The following is an 18,384-nucleotide window of genomic DNA, read 5'->3' as shown; positions in this document are numbered from 1 at the left end:
CAGATGTTCTGTTAATCAAATTTTCTTAACTTGCTTACAATAAGTTTCTTTAACTGTGAATGCCAATATTAAAGCGATTAGTGAACACAGAGGTAATAGCTGTAACCCACCCTGAAAATCTGAGAGTGATAAAGATTCAACATTATAACCACGAGCACCTGCAACCCTATCCACTAAACTCCCTACCAACGGTTGTAATAAAGCCCCAATAAAAATTGAAATCATATTGGTAAAAGCAATAGACGTTCCAACTACATCGCGAGTGTGTAACTCTGTAGAAACCGCATAAGCTATAGCAACACCTGTATTTGTTAAACCAAATGCAAAAAAGAGTAAATAAGCAGAATTTTGACTCAAATCAGGGCCAAATATAAATAAAGAAGTGAAAATAATACCGCAAACTGCTGAAAGAATCATGATCGGTTTACGACGTCCCATTTTGTCTGATAACCAGCCAGATATTGGACCACTAATACCCCAGCCAATGAAAATTAAACCCGTGGCAAAAGCCGCAGCATGTGCTCCCAATCCTCGACCAAATTGTAAATAAGCAGGACCAATTGCTTCACCAATTACCGCTGTGGGTCCAAATAAAAATCCAGCATACAAGGCATTAAACCAAGTTTGTTTGCATGACAAAATGATTGTTAAACTTTGAAAAACACTGAGTCGGTTAACCGAATGAGACTCACTACAATGCTTCCCAGGGGTATCTTGTACAAATTGATATAACAAACCAGCAAGAGCAATAAATAAAAACGCAATAATCAACATACTATGGCGCCAGCCAACATTACTAACGAGAAAAGAAACAGGAGCTTCCCCGGCAGCAGCACCTAACATCCCCAAAGATTGGGTTAAACCGGCTAACAAACCCAGCATGGTGGGTGGAAACCAGGATGTAGCTAGACGAAGAGAACAGACAAACGCAAAAGCAGCACTAAAACCAATAAGCATTCTTCCGATTGATCCCATTAATAAACCATCCGCAAGACCAAAAACACAACAACCCAATGCGGTGATTAAAGACATCACTGTCAATAGCCCCCTGATGCTTAAACGATCAACGGTGAGTCCTACTGGAATCTGCATAAAAATATATGGGATATAAAACGAGGCAGTTAAGATTCCGAAGCCTGCTTCATTAATTCCAAAATCAATTTGTAAATATCGGTGCATTACTCCAGGTGCAACGCGTGCCAAATAATCAGAAAAATAAAATGCCGCAGCCAGGCCCCAAACCAACCAGGCAAATCCCATATAACTTTTATTGTTATATACCTCTATTTTAAAATCATTTATTATGTTCATATAATCCCTACGTATAAAGCTCTAATTCGTCTGGTTTTGTAAACACACGAGTAGCGACTCATCATTTGAAATGACGATAAATTAACAAAAGACATGCATTATACTGCTGATGTTATCTATTTCATACCTATAGTTTGATTTCTGTAGGACTATGGGTTAAACACGTGCAAAGTAAATAACTTTATCAGATAATTTTTTGGTAGAAGCAATTAAAGCAACCTAAAGAAAGGAGTACAGATGCCAATTTTTCAACTAGCTCAAACCAACCGCCATGCGTTTTCATAATTATTTGCCTTATTAATATCAACAGTGTATAAGCATATACATACCGTCATCTATGTTTTTGTCCAATAAATACAAAGACTATGAAATTCTGAATTGAAGTACATTTCATTTTAATAAGAACCACTGTCAGTTATAATCCATTTTTATACCACTAAGATATTCTTAAAAATGAACGCACTTAATAAGGCAATAAAAGAAGCGCTTGATTGTTCTGGAAATACTAAACAAGCAAACAAAGCTTATCTTGAATTTATAAAAGCAAATTTCATTATTCCTATTGAAAAAAACCAAGAGGATGAGCAACCAAAGGTCTTATTTCTTCGAGATAATGAAAATGTATTTCTTCCTGTCTTCACAGAAATGAATTATCTTGATGCTTGGGCTAGAGATATAACACAAAAAATTAATTTACTTAAATTATCCGGGATAGATTTACTAAAAGGACTGGGTGATAAGGTTACTCTATGCCTTGACATTGGTAGTGATATTTATAAAGAATTTAATCCATCTGAAACAGCTAGAATGCGTTCTCTTATCTTAAAATTTTTTAAAAATTAATACAAATGGCCGTTGGACCATAGGGTCCAACGTATGCGCGCCTAATCATAAAAACAAGATAACGACTAATTAAGCTACCAACTCAAATAGTTGATAACCCAAGATTGCTGAAGCAGCAATCGCACCACTAATTTCAATGACTAATGATAAAAAACTAGATTTGTGACAATATTGCTGATCATTTGCAGCAACTTCTGATGAAATTTCTTGATTTGGTAAGGTACTGGTATCAAACAAAGGCTCCTCTCCTGCTAATGCATCCCACCAACCTTCTAACCAATGCGAAGCTTCTTGAGAACCTTGGGGAAACGGGTTGTCTTCTTCTGCAGCATAAGCCAATGCATCTTTATAACCCAGGTCATAGCTCTCCTCATAACTTGGATGTTCGATACTAAAGCGTAATTTGATGTCTGGTAGTAAGGCTGTAGTAATGTCGTTCATTATTGTACCCTCAATTTATATATCTATTTTATATTTTTCTACGTTCAACTGTGACTACTCCAAGTGTAATTATTAAAACGATGTGTTCATTTCATATTTTTATGATTTAATTTTATACACATAAAGCAATTCTACGACTTTAAAATTCACTAAAAATCCAAAGTAAAAATATTTACTAATTTTTGACAATTTAAAGCAAAACTTATTTCTTCTTTTATGCTTTCAATATTATAGATGCAATTAACGGGCCAATTTTTTTTTTTTACACTATTTATCTACCTATATTCAACACCTTATCCACAGTGTATCCACAAATCTCGCTGCGGCACTTGATCGCTGGATTTCATGGAAAAATTATGAAACTTAGAAGTAGGTAAAAATTAAGGACTTTTTCTATTTTAATTAGGCGTGAAAAGAGAAACTCTGTTTGTGAAACAGCTTATAAGACAAAAACTAAATGTTCACCGGTAAATTTTGCCGTCAAGGAGCCAAGCGATGGTGTTTCCATTGCCCCTTTTGCCGGTAATAATGAATTCTATCGTGCAAACGATTATCCCTGCCTTGCCAAAATTCAATTTCATCAGGTATGACTCTATACCCTCCCCAATAATCTGGACGCACCACAGCATCTTGGCCATGATTTTGAATGAGTTCATTTAAAGCCGTTTCTAACGCTTCACGATTAGAAATTTCATGACTTTGAGGTGAAATAATCGCACTAAATTGGCTCTTGAAGGGTCTTGATGAAAAATAATTATCTGATTGTTCTTTACTAACTTGAATGACTGCACCCCGAATACGTACTTGTCTTGCCATCTGGGGCCAATAAAAATTAAGTGCGACATAAGGTTTATTTAACATTTGGATTGCCTTTGCACTTTCATAATTAGTATAAAAGAGGAAATTTCCTTCATTAATGCCTTTTAATAAAACCACTCTTGAATCAGGACATCCTTTATCATCTACAGTAGAAAGTACCATAGCCGTCGGATCACTTGTTTCATTTTTTAAAACATCCTCAAACCAAAGTTGAAATTGTATCAAGGGGTCCTTATGAACTGATTTTTCATTTAAATTTAACTCACCATAGTCGCGTCTTATATCAGCAATGCTTCTGAAATTCGTCATGAAATACCTTAAGATGTGAGTTAAGCCTTCCTCCTAAGAAGGCATTGTAATAAAGGAACGAGAACTACGTTTCGAAGCTTTGATGCAGGACTTGAAACTCGTGCCAAAACTTCGAGACATGGCTAAAGCGGAGCAAAATACTAACTAAATGTTATTTAAAACTCTCGTTAAATTACCAGCCTGTTACCTCAGCAACTGCATCACCCAAATCTGCAGGTGAACGTACTGTTCTGACACCTGCAGCTTCTAAAGCAGCATATTTTTCAGCAGCTGTGCCTTTACCACCCGAAATGATTGCACCCGCATGCCCCATACGCTTCCCTGCAGGTGCAGTAACACCCGCTATATAAGAGATCACAGGCTTACTAACCTCTGATTTAATGTATTCAGCAGCTTCTTCTTCCGCAGAACCACCAATTTCGCCAACCATAATAATGGCTTGTGTTTGAGAGTCTTGCTCAAATAAAGCTAGTGCATCAATAAAGCTAGTACCAGGAATTGGATCACCACCAATACCAATACAAGTACTTTGGCCAAAACCTTTATCTGTAGTTTGTTTTACAGCTTCATAAGTTAAGGTCCCAGAACGTGACACAATACCTACTTTGCCAGGTAAATGAATAAAACCAGGCATAATGCCTATTTTACACTCACCAGGCGTAATAATTCCTGGGCAGTTTGGACCGATTAAACGAGCCTGGGTATTGTTTTCTAAATAAACCTTTACCTCCAGCATATCTAATACAGGTACACCTTCAGTAATACATACAATTAATTGAATCCCCGCATCAGCAGCCTCTATAATGGAATCCTTACAGAATGGTGCCGGAACATAAATTACACTGGCTTCAGCTTTAGTTTCTTCTACCGCTTCACGCATTGTGTTAAATACTGGAAGACCCAAATGCATTTGACCACCTTTACCTGGTGTTACACCACCAACCATACGAGTACCATAGTCAATCGCTTGTTCTGAATGATAAGTTCCTTGCTTGCCAGTGAATCCCTGACACAGTACTTTGGTTTGTTTATTAACTAATACACTCATTGTTAACCTCAAAATTTAGTTTAAAACCCTAGCCCAATTATGGACTCAGGCACTCGCTCTATAGCGCTAGATATAATTAAGCAACCGCCGCCACAATTTTCTTCGCAGCATCAGTTAAACTAGTTGCAGCAATTACATTTAAATCACTTTTATTTAAAATATCAGCGCCTAATTGAGCATTATTGCCCTCGAGTCGGACTACCACAGGAATTTTTATATCAACTTCTTTCACAGCAGCAAGGATCCCTTCTGCAATAAGATCGCAACGAACGATACCACCAAAGATATTTACTAAAATACCTTTGACTTTATTATCAGATAAAATAATTTTTAACGCTTCACTCACTCGTTCTTTAGTTGCACCACCACCTACATCGAGGAAATTTGCTGGTTCACCACCATGAAGCTTAATAACATCCATAGTAGCCATAGCCAGACCAGCACCGTTAACCATACAACCAATAGAACCATCTAGGGGAATGTAATTTAATTCCCAATCACTGGCCCGGTTTTCACGCTCATCTTCTTGAGAAGTATCACGCATGCTCTTCAATTTTGCTTGCCGATATAACGCATTACCATCGATATTAATTTTACCATCCAGACAAATTAATTGCCCTGATTTGGTTACTACCAAAGGATTAATTTCCAACAAACTTAAATCACATTCCATAAACATTTTACCTAAACAAACCATTAAATGAGTAAATTGCTTGATTTGCTCGTCATGTAAACCTAATTTAAACCCTGCGTCACGGCCTTGAAATGGCATCACCCCAACTAAAGGATCAACAATTACTTTAAAGATTTTTTCAGGAGTTTCTTCAGCAACTTTTTCAATCTCAACGCCCCCTTCTGTAGAGGCCATAATTACCACTCGGCGAGTTGCTCTATCCACTACAGCACCAAGATATAATTCTCTGTCAATATCACAAGTTTCTTCAATTAAAACCGCATTAACTGGTTGTCCCTTCGCATCTGTTTGATACGTAACTAAGTGCGTGCCTATTAATGCTTTCACTGCGGCGGCTAATTCCTCTTTGTTAGAAACTAATTTAACGCCACCGGCTTTGCCTCGGCCACCTGCATGAACCTGTGCTTTAACAACCCAACGTGTAGTTGATAGTTGGGAGGCTACTTGTAAAGCATCTTCAACATTATAAGCCACTTCACCCGCTGGAACAGGTAAGTTATAGCTAGCAAATAGTTGTTTGGCCTGGTATTCATGTAAATTCATTGCAATTACCTTTCTAAAAAGCAAAACTCGTTACTGGCGCGTCTTGCGGTTAATTGTGATTATTAAATATTAAGTAAAAGACGAGCTGGATCTTCGAGTAACTCTTTAACACTCACCAAAAACTGTACGGAATCTTTACCATCAATCAGACGATGATCATAAGATAAGGCCACATACATCATAGGACGAATAACAATTTGCCCTTTTTCCACCACAGGCCGATCTTCAATTTTGTGCATTCCCAAAATACCTGTTTGGGGTGGATTTATAATTGGAGTAGCTAATAATGAACCAAATACACCACCATTTGTAATAGTAAATGTTCCACCTTGCATTTGTTCCATAGACAATTTACCTTGTCGCGCTTTTGTAGCTGCGTCATTAATTGCCATTTCAATTTCCGCCATGCTCATTTGATCCACATCACGAATCACAGGAACCACTAAGCCTCGTTCAGTAGATACAGCGATACCAATATCATAGAAACCATGATAAACCACATCTTGACCATCAATCGAGGCATTCACTGCAGGAAAACGCTTTAATGACTCGACTACTGCGGCCGTGAAAAATGACATAAAACCAAGTTTTACACCGTGCTTTTTCTCAAAACTATCTTTGTATTGAGCACGTAACTCCATGACTGCTTTTAAGTTGACTTCATTAAACGTAGTCAGCATGGCTGCATTATGTTGGGCTTCTAATAAACGTTCAGCAATCTTGGCTCTTAAGCGAGTCATGGGTACACGACGCTCTTCGCGTGAACCACTTGCCATTGATGCAGAGACAGGTTCTTTTTTAGCGTTCTCAAGCTTGGCTGATTTTTCTCTATTTGATTTGATGTATGCAAGAACATCTTCTTTAGTGACTCGGCCCTCTTTACCACTTCCCTGAATCTGACCGGGTTGTAAATCATGTTCAGCCATCATACGACGCACTACAGGACTGCTATATTTATCTTCTTTAGCAGAAACCACCTCGTCACTTATGCTCTCGTTTTTACCTTTAGCGGCAGGAGTTGCGGTAATTGCAGCCCCTTCTGTAATCTTTGCAAGTAATTGGCCAGAGGTTACTGTATCATTAACCTGAAACATTATTTCAGAAAGCACTCCATCTACTGGAGACGGAACTTCGAGCACTACTTTATCCGTTTCAAGATCTAATAAATTCTCATCACGAGTGACTTTATCCCCTACTTTTTTATGCCATGCCGCTACAGTTGCATCCGCAACAGACTCAGGCAGAACAGGTACTTTGACTTCAATAGACATGGTTATACCTTCTTATTTTATAATATTATTAAATTTTGATTTATCCCAACAACGCCTGTTCAACTAAGGCCAACTGTTGTTGTGCATGCAATGCTGAACTTCCTACTGAAGGAGCTGCAGCAAATTCCCGCCCCGCATAACTTAGTGTTTGTTCAGGACGCAGACAATCTCTCACATTGTGCTGAGAGGAGAACCATACACCTTGGTTTTGTGGCTCTTCCTGACACCAAATTACTGCTTTGGCATTTGGATAATTATTTATCTCAGCAGTAAGTGCTTTTTTGGGGAATGGGTATAATTGTTCTATACGAATTATTGCACAATGATTCAATTTTTTGTCACGTCGCATTTGCAATAAATCATAATAAACCTTTCCACAACATAACACCACCTTGGTAACTTTTTTTACATCTAAAGCATCAATTTCCGGAATAATATTATGAAATGTCCCTTTAAATAAATCGTCCAAAGGAGAGACAGCTAATTTATGACGCAATAAACTCTTAGGTGTCATGACAATCAACGGCTTTCGGAAATTACGAATCACTTGTCTTCTTAACAAGTGAAATATTTGCGCTGGCGTAGTAGGAGTACATACTTGAATGTTATGTTGAGCACACAGTTGCATGAACCGTTCCAAACGGGCAGAAGAATGTTCTGGACCCTGTCCTTCGTAACCATGAGGTAACAACATCACTAAACCACACAAACGACCCCATTTTTGTTCACCCGAACTAATAAACTGGTCGATTACTACTTGAGCACCATTAGCAAAATCACCAAATTGTGCTTCCCAAAGTACCAGAAAATTAGGTTCAGAAGAAGCATAACCGTATTCAAAAGCTAATACAGCTTCTTCAGACAAAACTGAATCGATTACACAAAAAGATCTATTTTGTTCATTATTTATATGCTCTAACGGTGTAAAAATGTCACCATTCTCAACATCATGCAAGACAGCATGGCGATGAGCAAAAGTTCCACGACCACTATCTTGACCTGATAAACGAACCCCATAACCTTCTTGAACCAAACTCGCATAAGCCATAATTTCAGCATAACCCCAGTTCATCGGGATCTCACCGGCCGTCATTTTATCGCGTTCGCTTAATAAGCGTTGAACAACAGGATGTAAGCTAAAATTTGCAGGTAAATCATTTAATTGTTTGGCAAGCTTTTGTAAATTGGCCTGGGTAATACTCGTATCGGCTTTATCGGTCCACTTGGCATTAATGTAAGGTGTCCAATCTTTTGCGAACTTACCATCATAATCACCATAAACCACGTCAACTACTGCTTTACCTTGATCCAGACCATCACGGTAGGCCTCTATTAATTGCTCAGCATCTTTGCTCTTAATTAATCCTTGCTGAATGAGTTGCTCTGCGTATACTTCTCGTAGCGGACGCATGGATTTAATTTTTTTATACATCTCAGGCTGCGTTACTGCCGGTTCATCAGCCTCATTATGACCATGGCGTCGGTAACACACAAGATCAAGTACCACATCACGGTTAAATTTCATTCGGAATTCAAACGCAATTTGGGTGGCAAATACCACTGCCTCAGGATCATCACCATTTACATGAAGCACTGGTGCCTGCACCATTTTAGCTACATCAGTACAATACATTGTAGAACGAGCATCCAGAGGGTTACTGGTGGTAAAACCAATTTGATTATTAATGACTATGTGTACCGTCCCACCAGTTGCATACCCTCGCGCTTGCGAAAAATTAAAAGTTTCCATAACTACGCCTTGGCCAGCAAAAGCAGCATCGCCATGGATGACCACAGGCACTACTGAATCTTTTTTTACTAAATCATTACGACGACGTAAACGTGAACGAACAGAACCTTCCACTACAGGACCAATAATTTCTAAATGGGATGGATTAAATGCTAAAGCCAAGTGCACTATAGAACCAGATTCTGTTCTAACATCAGAAGAAAAACCCAGATGATATTTTACATCACCAGTGCGCTCTAACTTAATTTTACCTTCAAACTCCTGGAAAAGCTCTTTGGGCTCCTTACCCAATACATTAACTAACACATTCAAACGCCCGCGGTGTGCCATCCCAATGACTAACTCTTTTACATTATCTTTTCCGGCACAACGAATAATTTCCTTCATTAAAGGAATTAATGAATCCCCTCCTTCAAGAGAAAAACGTTTTTGTCCAACATAACGAGTACCTAAATAACGCTCCAGACCATCCGCAGCAATCAAATCTTTTAAAATTTCTATTTTTTTTTCTGGATTAAAAATAGTTTGTCCATGCGTCGTTTCCATTTTATTTTGTAACCATGCAATTTCCTGAATATCAGAAATATGCATGTATTCAATACCAATACTGCCACAATAGGTTTCATGCAATGCATTATAGAGTTCCTCTAAGGACATTTCATGACTATTAAAGGAAGTTTTAGCAAAAAACTTACGGCTTTTCTCCGTATTCGATAAATGATGGTATGCTAAATCTAAATTGGGTACCACTGGACGATGGGTCATGTCCAAAGGATCAAGTTTTGCCGCAAGGTGACCTAATGCTCTAAAATCATTAATTAAACTGGCGACTTGATATTGTTGGCTATCCGCTGATTCCACAACGTGCGTAACCTTCTTGTTCGCATTCTGTAAAAAATACTCACGAACATCACGATGAGACAATTCTTGGTTACTGTTATTCACCTTTGGTAAGGCAGTAAATACTGCTCTCCAATCGGCAGGAACTGAATCCGGATCATCAAGATAATCTTCATAAAGGCTATCAACATAGGCCATACTTCCACCCGACAAATAGGAAGAAGCCCATTCATTTTGCAGATTGGAACTACTCATAATTTCTCTCCAAAGGGTGTAACTAATTCAAAACGCTCTTCGCTCAAAAAGAAAAGAAGATCACAATTGACTAATTACCTTGATCACGTTTCCTGCCTCAACATTTGCATGCGAATTTCTGCAATTGCTTTTGTTGGATTGAGTCCCTTCGGGCAAACATTCGTGCAATTCATAATAGTACGACAACGAAACACGCTAAATGGATCTTGTAATTTATCCAAACGATGATCTGTAGCCGTATCACGACTATCTGCTAAAAATCTTCTTGCCTGTAATAATCCGGCAGGACCGACAAATTTTTCTGGATTCCACCAGAAAGAAGGACATGAACTGGTGCAACATGCACACAAAATACATTCATATAATCCATCAAGTTGAGCTCGTTCTTCTGGAGATTGCAAACGCTCCTGGGCTGGTGCAACCTGATCATTTTGCAAATAAGGCTCAACTCGTTCATATTGTTGATAAAACTGCGACATATCGACGGCCAAATCGCGAATTACCGGAAATCCCGGCAAAGGACGAATCACAATTTTATCTGTTTTTAATTCAGAAATATGAGTAATGCACGCTAAACCGTTAGTCCCATTAATGTTCATCCCATCAGAACCACATACTCCTTCACGACATGATCGTCGGTAAGTAATAGAAGGATCTTGTTCTGCTTTTAAGCGTTCCAGCAAGGTAAGTAGCATGGGATCGCTTTTAGCAGGTATCGCCAATAGATAATCTTTCATGTAAGGTTTCGCATCGACCTCAGGATTATAGCGATAAATTGATAATGTCAAATTTCTATTATCTGCCATGTGAAATATCCTCTTTAGTAAATGCGTTCTTTTGGCTCAAAAGGCGCAATATGTTTGGGTGATGTATTAACTGGGCGAAAATCGATTACCTCACCCTCCTCAAAATACAGTGTGTGTTTAATCCAGTTTGCATCATCACGCTTTGGATAATCTTCACGACTGTGCGCTCCACGACTTTCAGTTCGGATAAGTGCAGAATGTGCTGTTGCATAGGCCGTTGCCATTAAATTATCTAATTCCAATGCACTGACACGCTCTGTATTAAAAACATGGCTTTTATCGTCTAATTTGGCATTCGCCAATCGCTCACGTAGAGCTTGTAAGCGTTTTAGACCTGACTCCATCACTTCACCCGTGCGAAATACCCCAAAATCTTCTTGCATCACGCGTTGCATTTCATCATGAATTACAGCTATATTCTCACCATTTTTTGAATTATTCCAGCGGTTATAACGCACTAAAGATGCAGCAATATCCTCATCACTGATGTAGGTCATGTCGGGTAATTGATTTGATTGCCATAGTTCTTCAACATGCAGGCCCGCAGCGCGACCAAATACAACTAAATCTAATAAAGAATTACCACCTAAACGATTTGCACCGTGTACAGAAACACAAGCACACTCACCTACAGCATAAAGACCTTCTACTAGATGCTCTTTACCCTTAGTTTTAGTAATTACCTGTCCATACATATTGGTAGGAATTCCTCCCATGCTGTAATGACATGTTGGCACGACAGGAATAGGATCCACAATAGGATCAACTCCTGCGAATTTAATGGACAATTCACGGATTCCAGGGAGACGCGATTTAATGAGATCTGCACCTAAGTGATCCAATTTTAACTTAACATAGTCAAGTCCTTTAGGATCAAAACCTTTACCAGCGCGCATTTCCAAAGCCATAGACCGTGCAACCACATCACGAGAAGCCAAGTCTTTGGCGCGAGGCGCATAACGTTCCATAAAACGTTCGCCGTCTTTATTAATCAGATAACCACCTTCACCGCGACAGCCTTCAGTTACTAAAGTTCCTGCCCCAGCTATTCCTGTAGGATGGAACTGCCACATTTCCATATCCTGTAATGGGATACCTGCTCTTAAAGCCATACCCAAACCATCGCCAGTATTAATAAAGGCATTCGTTGTGGATTGATAAATACGGCCTGCCCCACCCGTGGCCACAATACATACTCGAGATTGGAAAAACACCACCTCACCCGTTTCAATGCTCATTGCGGTAATGCCAGAGATACAACCTTGAGCATTTTTAACAAAATCAAGCGCATACCATTCACTAAAAATATGAGTTTTAGCTTTCAAATTTTGTTGATATAGGACATGCAATAAAGCATGTCCAGTTCTGTCTGCTGCAGCACAAGTACGAGCAGCTTGCTCACCACCAAAATTTTTCGATTGACCACCAAACTGACGCTGATAAATTTTACCATTATCCATACGTGAAAACGGCAAGCCCATATGCTCTAATTCATAGACTGCTGCTGGACCTGTTTTACACAGATATTCAATACTGTCTTGGTCACCAATATAATCAGCACCTTTTACCGTATCATACATATGCCAGCGCCAATCATCCTCATGTGAATTTCCCAAGGCACAGGTGATGCCGCCTTGAGCAGAAACTGTGTGAGAGCGCGTGGGAAACACTTTAGATAAGAGTGCAACTTTTAAGCCCGAATTGGCCATCTGTAGTGCTGCGCGCATTCCAGCACCGCCCGCACCAATAATTACCGCATCAAATGTATTACGTGCAATAGCCATACTTTACCGCCCCCAAAGAATCATAAGGCCCCAAATCAATTGACTAAAGAGCCATAGTACAACAAGCATTTGTACTGATAAACGCAACACAGTACATTTCATATAATCTGTAGTCACCGTCCAAATACCTATCCAAGCGTGTAATGTAAACGCTAGTAATGCGATGGCAGTAGCAATTTGCACGAGAGAACAGGCAAATAAAGCGTGCCATTGCTCATATCTCAATGCAGGATGCAACAATAAAAACCCCAAAATAAACACTGTATACATCGCAAAATAAAGTGCAGTAATTCTTTGAATTAACCAATCTTTTAACCCATTGCCGGTTAAGCTGGTGACATTCGTTACCATATCCAGAATCCTAGAAAAATTGTCAAAATAATGGCAAGAACAATCACTAGAATAGCCGTACGCCGACCAACACAAAGATGCTCACCAAATCCCAAATCCATAATCATATGCCGAATACCTGCAAGCAGATGATAAATCAATGCTGCTCCAAAAGCCCATAACACTAATTTATAGCACGGATGAGTTAATAAAATTTTCATCTGCGCAAAGGACTCTTCCGATTGCATTGACTGTCCAAAAATAAACAACATAATTGGCAATAATAAGAATAAAACCACCCCTGAAATCCTATGTAACAAAGATGCTATTGCCATAGGGGGATATTTTAAACTACCCAAATCAAGATTAACGGGCCTTTTCTTGTTCACTGTACGTTTCTTCCTTAATTAGAAAAATTTATAAAATATAACTACTCAATCGCCATATAAAAATCTTGGCGAACGGCCAGATTTAAGTCTAGGTGGAACATACACCTCATCAAAAAAACGCAGTAGAGATAACTACGTAAGCATTATTCAATAAGGTGTTCGTTCAAGTTGCGTCAAATAGAGCAGTTCCTTGATACGGAGTAAGCAGTTACATAAAACGATACATAAATGTGAAGTATAACACTCTGTTTTTATCACGCAAGATTAAGCCATGCTCAGTAGACGATATAGTACCCATTAAGTAGGTAAATGATGCAAAATTCATGCAGTTCAACCATAAGAATTTGACAATTATTTGAGCTTTATTCCAGTGGTTTCGCGTGACTGTCGGAATATTGAACGTGGCGCCTCAAGAGGATAACCAAATTTTTCCGCATTTTGTTTGACGATTTGTAAATAACGCTCACCCCATTCACCAGGATCAAAGTTAGTTACTACTACATTGTAAGGCAGATTGATAATGGATTCAAAGGCCTTTCGTTGTGGAAGCAAATGCCCCCCAAAAGCAACCTGAACTTCGGTTTCAGGGTCTATTCCTCCTGATTTTAGACGTTCAACTAGAAGATAAATTATTTTTTCTATGGTCATATATAATTTACACATAGACATACCCACATTCATCATGTTCTCGCCCTTAGAAGTGGATAATTTCGAGCCTGTATCATGAATATCATAAACAAACTCAAATTCATGAGTACCCGTTATTAGCTCGGGTTTAATCACTACTGGTGGATAAATCTTTGGAATAGACGGAGAAATAATAAATAGATGGAAATCAGCCCAATGTCCCCAGATTTGGTAAACTCGCTCCACTAAAGCTACGGGATCATTCAAATCTGCTGTCATTTCCAGTTTTCTCAGATCTAAATCATTTTCGTCGTGATCACCAGGAAGATCGGGATGTTCTTCAATGTCTGATTCTGCCATGTGCTTACCAAATTATGCAAACTATATAACTATATTAGACCAAATTTAACGCATGAGCACGAAAGATAAAAGGGCTAACGATAAAAAAAGATAAAATTAAAAGATCCAGCAGCTTAGCTACTTGATTGTTGGATTTTTCGTTTACCGATTGCTACTAGCTTGTATCTTCCAAATAACGCACAAAATATATCCATTTTTAATAATTAGTCATTAAAAAACGATTGTTTAATAACTTATTGATTTTAATTAATAAATATATAGCTAAAAATTTGAATATATTTTACAATTCCAAATGATCATTATTTAAACTTTCAGTTTTTTTAATGTTTTCATCGCTCTAAAAAAACCTTAGTGGTTCTTATTTTTATAAAGAGAGAAACAATATGGAACGCAATTTTTTTGTCCCTTCATCATTTATACCTTCAAAAGAAACGTCAATTGACTTGTCTAAGATAGTAAAGGAATTAACAGAAGAAATTAATAATTTTAAGAAAGATAAGTGGAAAATTACAAGCAATAAAATTGAAATTAATAATCAAATACATGAAATCGAATGCTTGAAAAAAAACATTGTAAACGAGCTAAAAAAACTTTCAAATGTCCCTCTAACCTCACTTGAGCTTTTATTAGGAGGAGGTTCACCATCACCTTCTGAACAAAAAGTAATGAATCAAACCAAACCACCCGATTTAAAAGACCTTCAAATGGGTATGCAAACATTAGGAAGAATGAGTAAAAAATCGACGCTAACAAAAGTCCAAGGGTTAAACTCACAAAAAATGGAGGGCACAGACAAAATTAAGAAATTATATAGAGAACTGGCACTAGAAGAAGCTCATCAAAAAGTGTATCAGCAAATATTGGAGAGCCAAAGTGATACGATTGAAAAATTAAATAAGTTCAAAGCAGAAATGCAAAATAAGTTAACAAAAGTAAAAGTGAACGTTGCTTCTGAATTATCAAAAAATGAAGAAAAAAAGCTCGAAACCAGGAACTTATCAACGAGCCCAAGGATATTTTCTATTTCTACGCCACCACCACCACCTCAAATGCCACCACCACCACCTCAATTTTCTCTTTTTCTTCCTACGCATAATCTCACTACAAGTAATAATAAAGCGATACTACGAACGCCCGAACAGAATTTGCAATCCTGTTTGAATGAGCCTGATACATATATACCTATAAAACCAAAAACAATTAAAACGGCTGAAAAAACTCCAATATCTGAAGAGAGTGTTAAACAAAAACATGCACAAATGGAGAAAAGAAGGGGCGAAAAAGTAATAAACGATTTTTTGACTAATAAATTACACGATATAATAACAAAAATAAATAAAGGATTGAAAACTATTGATTTTTCAGAAAATCAAAAGAAATTAGTTGCTTCAATAGGCATGCCTAAATTTTTTGAGTTAAGAAAAATTTTAATAAACAAAGATGAGGTATCAAAATTTATTAATGCCAGTGAACAATGCACTGCTACCTTAAAATCAATTGCAAAAGAAATTATCAATCAAGAAAATTTAGCGGCTCAAAGAACACTAGAAGCTCAAAAAAAAGAGGAGGAGAAAAAAAGAGTAAACGAAGAAATAAAAAGAGCTGAGGCTAAAAAAATAGAAGAAGAAAGAAAAGCGGCAGAGAGACAAAAACTATTATTACAACTAGATATAGTGAAGCCCTATGTAAATCCAGATGACCTAATAAATAAACAATTACAATTACAATTACAATTAGAGAAAAATACAGTACTTAAGAAAGAGGATTTGGATAAGCATGATCTTTTTCTAAAGAATGTAGATTTTAAGTTAAAGGATATAGGTTTCAAATCAAAGAATGTAGATCCTCCGTCAAATGATTCGGTCACTAAGGTAAATTTTACGTTAAATGAATGCTTTAAATTTAAAATTGCAACGCTCCCTCAAACTGCAGAGAGAACCACAGCAGAAGTAGACCAGCTAAATAGAGAAGTAGTGGCATTTGAGGCATTATTAATCAAAGTCGGATTTGACTATAATTTAAATAATATTCATGATAAAAATCAGGCATTGCTTAAAAAAGGCTATTCTGAAGCAGCAGAGGAGGCTTGGAGTATTTATGAGAAATTAACTTCCAATAAAAAGAAGTTACTTGAGCAAAAAATAAATGTAAATCAATTTGTAGAGCTATGTAATGAAGTCATTGATTCTCAAAAAACAAAAAATCTATCTGAGCACCGGGGTATATTAAAATACATCGCAGTGATTCTAATCGTTTTTTCTTTTTTAATTAAAACAGATTCTATGAAAATAGTTGACGATATTAGAAAAATATTAGATACAATTAAAGATGAATATGAGAAGGAAGGGCAAGAAGTAGGCAAAGTACGATTAAATTTATGATCTCACCCCCGATATTATAAGCTAGGAGAATTTAGTAGTAACTCCCAAGTGAGCCATGACTGATGGAATAGTCATGCCGTTTACTGACATCTTCGACAAGAAAACGCAAAACCAAGCCATGCTCTGTAGTAACACTGTACGCTAAGCCTCTTTGGATGAAAGATGTTGAACTCCATCAATTTCAATAGCAACTCGTGTGTCAAGGCAGATCAGATCTACTTCCACACTCCCCAAATCATAGCCTGATTATATTATTGTCATTTTTATATGAGGCTATATGATATTAAAAAATTGCAGCAATAGACTTAGGAGAGTAGAAAATGATTAGAAAATTTTACGTTTTTTATGTACTATTTATTTTTCAAATACCGCACGCGGCTTCTATCCCTGTAGATCGGCAATTGCAAGACATTCAAAAGAAAGTGAGCATGCTCGCTAATATCGACAAAATGGCTACTCAAGTTAGTCAATCTATGTTACCTAGCCCTTATGATTATTTACTAACTCAACCATTAATGACTATAGGAATAGAAAAATATTATCAGCGTACACCCATTATTCAGACGATTTATGCTAAAAAGAATCAGTATGACAATACCTATTATCGAGCAGTTATAATGTTATTGGATCATAACAAAACGAGAAATAATGTAGCTCTCGCACAAAAAAAGAAAGAGATAATGGTAGTTGAATTAGCTTTTATTACGATGAACTTTAACGAATTACCCAAAAAAGTAATAGCAGACGTGCTTAATACAAATATTCCTTTTGGTACATTATTACTGAAAAATCATATAAAAACTCTCTCGACCAGTCGCAGTTATTTTTCAGTCAAATGTAATGAAATACTTTCCTCGGTAACGCATTGTAACTTAAACAGTCAAGTGTGTGATCGTACCAGTACTCTCACTCGAACTGACAATAATCAATGGATTGCGCATGTTGTGGAGATTTTACCTGGATTTCTAAGATAAAGCAGGTCTAGCAAGAGGTACAAAAGGACCGTTTTTCATTTAGAAAAAAATTATTAGCGGATGGCGGCGGGAGGCTGCGCAATTCACCTGCTTGTTTCAGCTCAGCTAAGGTATAAAATGAAAATTCGCGTCAAAGATGAGAACAGCACTGATCTGTCGACAATTTGTCGACAGTTGAAATTAAAAGCACCAGACGGAAAAACGCGGGCAACAGATTGCGCTAACACGTAAGGTTTATTCAGAATTATTCAAATTATTCCAATATCCTCACAAACTAAACCTTACTTCGCCTACTTCATGCACTTCCTTTTCATATTCATCCTTCTCATATTCATCTTTAATTGAATCGAATATTTTTCCAATATCGTCAACTATTTTCATAGAATCTGTTTTAATTAAAACAGAAAAAACGATTAGAATCACTGCGATGTATTTTAATATACCCCGGTGCTCAGATAGATTTTTTGTTTCTTGGGAATCAATGGTCTTTTTACATAGCTCTACAAATTGATTTACATTTATTTTTTGCTCAAGTAACTTCTTTTTATTGGAAGTTAATTTCTCATAAATACTCCAAGCCTCCTCTGCTGCTTCAGAATAGCCTTTTTT

General features: G+C 37.4%; 15 protein-coding genes and 1 pseudogene. 3 read left to right on the top strand and 13 right to left on the bottom strand.

What is annotated here, in order from left to right; all coding sequences use genetic code 11:
- Positions 1-15: 15 nt before the first annotated feature.
- Positions 16-1,311, bottom strand: a complete 1,296-nt coding sequence (locus WA877_RS08490; RefSeq protein WP_425170486.1) for an MFS transporter — start codon at positions 1,309-1,311, stop codon at positions 16-18.
- Between the two features lie 453 nt (positions 1,312-1,764).
- Between WA877_RS08490 and WA877_RS08485 the strand changes: the two genes are divergently transcribed.
- A complete protein-coding gene (locus tag WA877_RS08485) occupies positions 1,765-2,154 on the top strand; it encodes an SseB family protein (protein ID WP_425170485.1) in 390 nt (129 codons plus the stop codon).
- Positions 2,155-2,223: 69 nt separating this feature from the next.
- Here WA877_RS08485 and WA877_RS08480 read toward each other — a convergent pair whose 3' ends face one another.
- The 11 genes from WA877_RS08480 to WA877_RS08430 form a co-directional block, all read right to left on the bottom strand.
- Positions 2,224-2,595 (bottom strand): transmission trait enhancer LetE, encoded by a 372-nt coding sequence (locus WA877_RS08480; RefSeq protein ID WP_425170484.1) that lies wholly within the window; start codon positions 2,593-2,595, stop codon positions 2,224-2,226.
- 480 nt (positions 2,596-3,075) lie between these two features.
- On the bottom strand, positions 3,076-3,723 hold the full coding sequence (gene pdxH / locus WA877_RS08475; protein WP_425170483.1) for a pyridoxamine 5'-phosphate oxidase: 648 nt from the start codon (positions 3,721-3,723) through the stop codon (positions 3,076-3,078).
- Between the two features lie 172 nt (positions 3,724-3,895).
- Positions 3,896-4,771, bottom strand: coding sequence for a succinate--CoA ligase subunit alpha (gene sucD / locus WA877_RS08470; protein WP_425170482.1), 876 nt, complete (start codon positions 4,769-4,771; stop codon positions 3,896-3,898).
- 76 nt (positions 4,772-4,847) lie between these two features.
- Positions 4,848-6,008, bottom strand: a complete 1,161-nt coding sequence (gene sucC, locus WA877_RS08465; protein WP_425170481.1) for an ADP-forming succinate--CoA ligase subunit beta — start codon at positions 6,006-6,008, stop codon at positions 4,848-4,850.
- 62 nt (positions 6,009-6,070) lie between these two features.
- Positions 6,071-7,279: a 2-oxoglutarate dehydrogenase complex dihydrolipoyllysine-residue succinyltransferase gene (gene odhB / locus WA877_RS08460; RefSeq protein WP_425170480.1), complete on the bottom strand. Its 1,209-nt coding sequence runs from the start codon at positions 7,277-7,279 to the stop codon at positions 6,071-6,073.
- A 40-nt stretch (positions 7,280-7,319) separates the two neighbouring features.
- The gene (locus WA877_RS08455; protein ID WP_425170479.1) at positions 7,320-10,124 is read right to left on the bottom strand and encodes a 2-oxoglutarate dehydrogenase E1 component; all 2,805 of its coding nucleotides are present in this window, start codon (positions 10,122-10,124) and stop codon (positions 7,320-7,322) included.
- Between the two features lie 83 nt (positions 10,125-10,207).
- A complete protein-coding gene (locus tag WA877_RS08450; RefSeq protein ID WP_425170478.1) occupies positions 10,208-10,930 on the bottom strand; it encodes a succinate dehydrogenase iron-sulfur subunit in 723 nt (240 codons plus the stop codon).
- 14 nt (positions 10,931-10,944) lie between these two features.
- Positions 10,945-12,714, bottom strand: a complete 1,770-nt coding sequence (sdhA, locus tag WA877_RS08445; RefSeq protein WP_425170477.1) for a succinate dehydrogenase flavoprotein subunit — start codon at positions 12,712-12,714, stop codon at positions 10,945-10,947.
- Positions 12,715-12,717: 3 nt separating this feature from the next.
- Positions 12,718-13,065 carry a succinate dehydrogenase, hydrophobic membrane anchor protein gene (gene sdhD, locus WA877_RS08440; protein WP_425170476.1) on the bottom strand — a complete coding sequence of 116 codons (348 nt, stop codon included), beginning with the start codon at positions 13,063-13,065 and terminating at the stop codon, positions 12,718-12,720.
- The gene (gene sdhC, locus WA877_RS08435; protein ID WP_425170475.1) at positions 13,059-13,433 is read right to left on the bottom strand and encodes a succinate dehydrogenase, cytochrome b556 subunit; all 375 of its coding nucleotides are present in this window, start codon (positions 13,431-13,433) and stop codon (positions 13,059-13,061) included. Before sdhC ends, sdhD begins: the two co-directional genes overlap by 7 nt.
- Positions 13,434-13,784: 351 nt before the next feature.
- Positions 13,785-14,420, bottom strand: a complete 636-nt coding sequence (locus tag WA877_RS08430) for a virulence factor (protein WP_425170474.1) — start codon at positions 14,418-14,420, stop codon at positions 13,785-13,787.
- 383 nt (positions 14,421-14,803) lie between these two features.
- Here WA877_RS08430 and WA877_RS08425 point away from each other — a divergent pair, with 383 nt between their 5' ends.
- Together WA877_RS08425 and WA877_RS08420 are read left to right on the top strand one after the other, a co-directional pair.
- Positions 14,804-16,801 (top strand): hypothetical protein, encoded by a 1,998-nt coding sequence (locus WA877_RS08425; protein WP_425170473.1) that lies wholly within the window; start codon positions 14,804-14,806, stop codon positions 16,799-16,801.
- 320 nt (positions 16,802-17,121) lie between these two features.
- Complete coding sequence (locus tag WA877_RS08420; protein ID WP_425170472.1) at positions 17,122-17,775, top strand: hypothetical protein; 654 nt, start codon at positions 17,122-17,124, stop codon at positions 17,773-17,775.
- A gap of 267 nt (positions 17,776-18,042) precedes the next feature.
- Here the strand turns inward: WA877_RS08420 and WA877_RS08415 are convergent.
- Positions 18,043-18,384 (bottom strand): annotated as a pseudogene (locus tag WA877_RS08415) (hypothetical protein); the annotation flags it as partial.

The organism is Legionella sp. (genome assembly GCF_049790535.1).
Taxonomy (GTDB): Bacteria; Pseudomonadota; Gammaproteobacteria; order Legionellales; family Legionellaceae; genus Legionella.
This window is presented reverse-complemented; position numbering and strand designations above follow the sequence as displayed.

Bases quoted from the DNA above. Each gene is read 5' to 3' on its own strand.
- WA877_RS08490 (WP_425170486.1), bottom strand. From the start codon at position 1,311: ATGAACATAATAAATGATTTTAAAATAGAGGTATATAACAATAAAAGT.
- WA877_RS08485 (WP_425170485.1), top strand. From the start codon at position 1,765: ATGAACGCACTTAATAAGGCAATAAAAGAAGCGCTTGATTGTTCTGGA.
- WA877_RS08480 (WP_425170484.1), bottom strand. From the start codon at position 2,595: ATGAACGACATTACTACAGCCTTACTACCAGACATCAAATTACGCTTT.
- pdxH (WP_425170483.1), bottom strand. From the start codon at position 3,723: ATGACGAATTTCAGAAGCATTGCTGATATAAGACGCGACTATGGTGAG.
- sucD (WP_425170482.1), bottom strand. From the start codon at position 4,771: ATGAGTGTATTAGTTAATAAACAAACCAAAGTACTGTGTCAGGGATTC.
- sucC (WP_425170481.1), bottom strand. From the start codon at position 6,008: ATGAATTTACATGAATACCAGGCCAAACAACTATTTGCTAGCTATAAC.
- odhB (WP_425170480.1), bottom strand. From the start codon at position 7,279: ATGTCTATTGAAGTCAAAGTACCTGTTCTGCCTGAGTCTGTTGCGGAT.
- WA877_RS08455 (WP_425170479.1), bottom strand. From the start codon at position 10,124: ATGAGTAGTTCCAATCTGCAAAATGAATGGGCTTCTTCCTATTTGTCG.
- WA877_RS08450 (WP_425170478.1), bottom strand. From the start codon at position 10,930: ATGGCAGATAATAGAAATTTGACATTATCAATTTATCGCTATAATCCT.
- sdhA (WP_425170477.1), bottom strand. From the start codon at position 12,714: ATGGCTATTGCACGTAATACATTTGATGCGGTAATTATTGGTGCGGGC.
- sdhD (WP_425170476.1), bottom strand. From the start codon at position 13,065: ATGGTAACGAATGTCACCAGCTTAACCGGCAATGGGTTAAAAGATTGG.
- WA877_RS08430 (WP_425170474.1), bottom strand. From the start codon at position 14,420: ATGGCAGAATCAGACATTGAAGAACATCCCGATCTTCCTGGTGATCAC.
- WA877_RS08425 (WP_425170473.1), top strand. From the start codon at position 14,804: ATGGAACGCAATTTTTTTGTCCCTTCATCATTTATACCTTCAAAAGAA.
- WA877_RS08420 (WP_425170472.1), top strand. From the start codon at position 17,122: ATGATTAGAAAATTTTACGTTTTTTATGTACTATTTATTTTTCAAATA.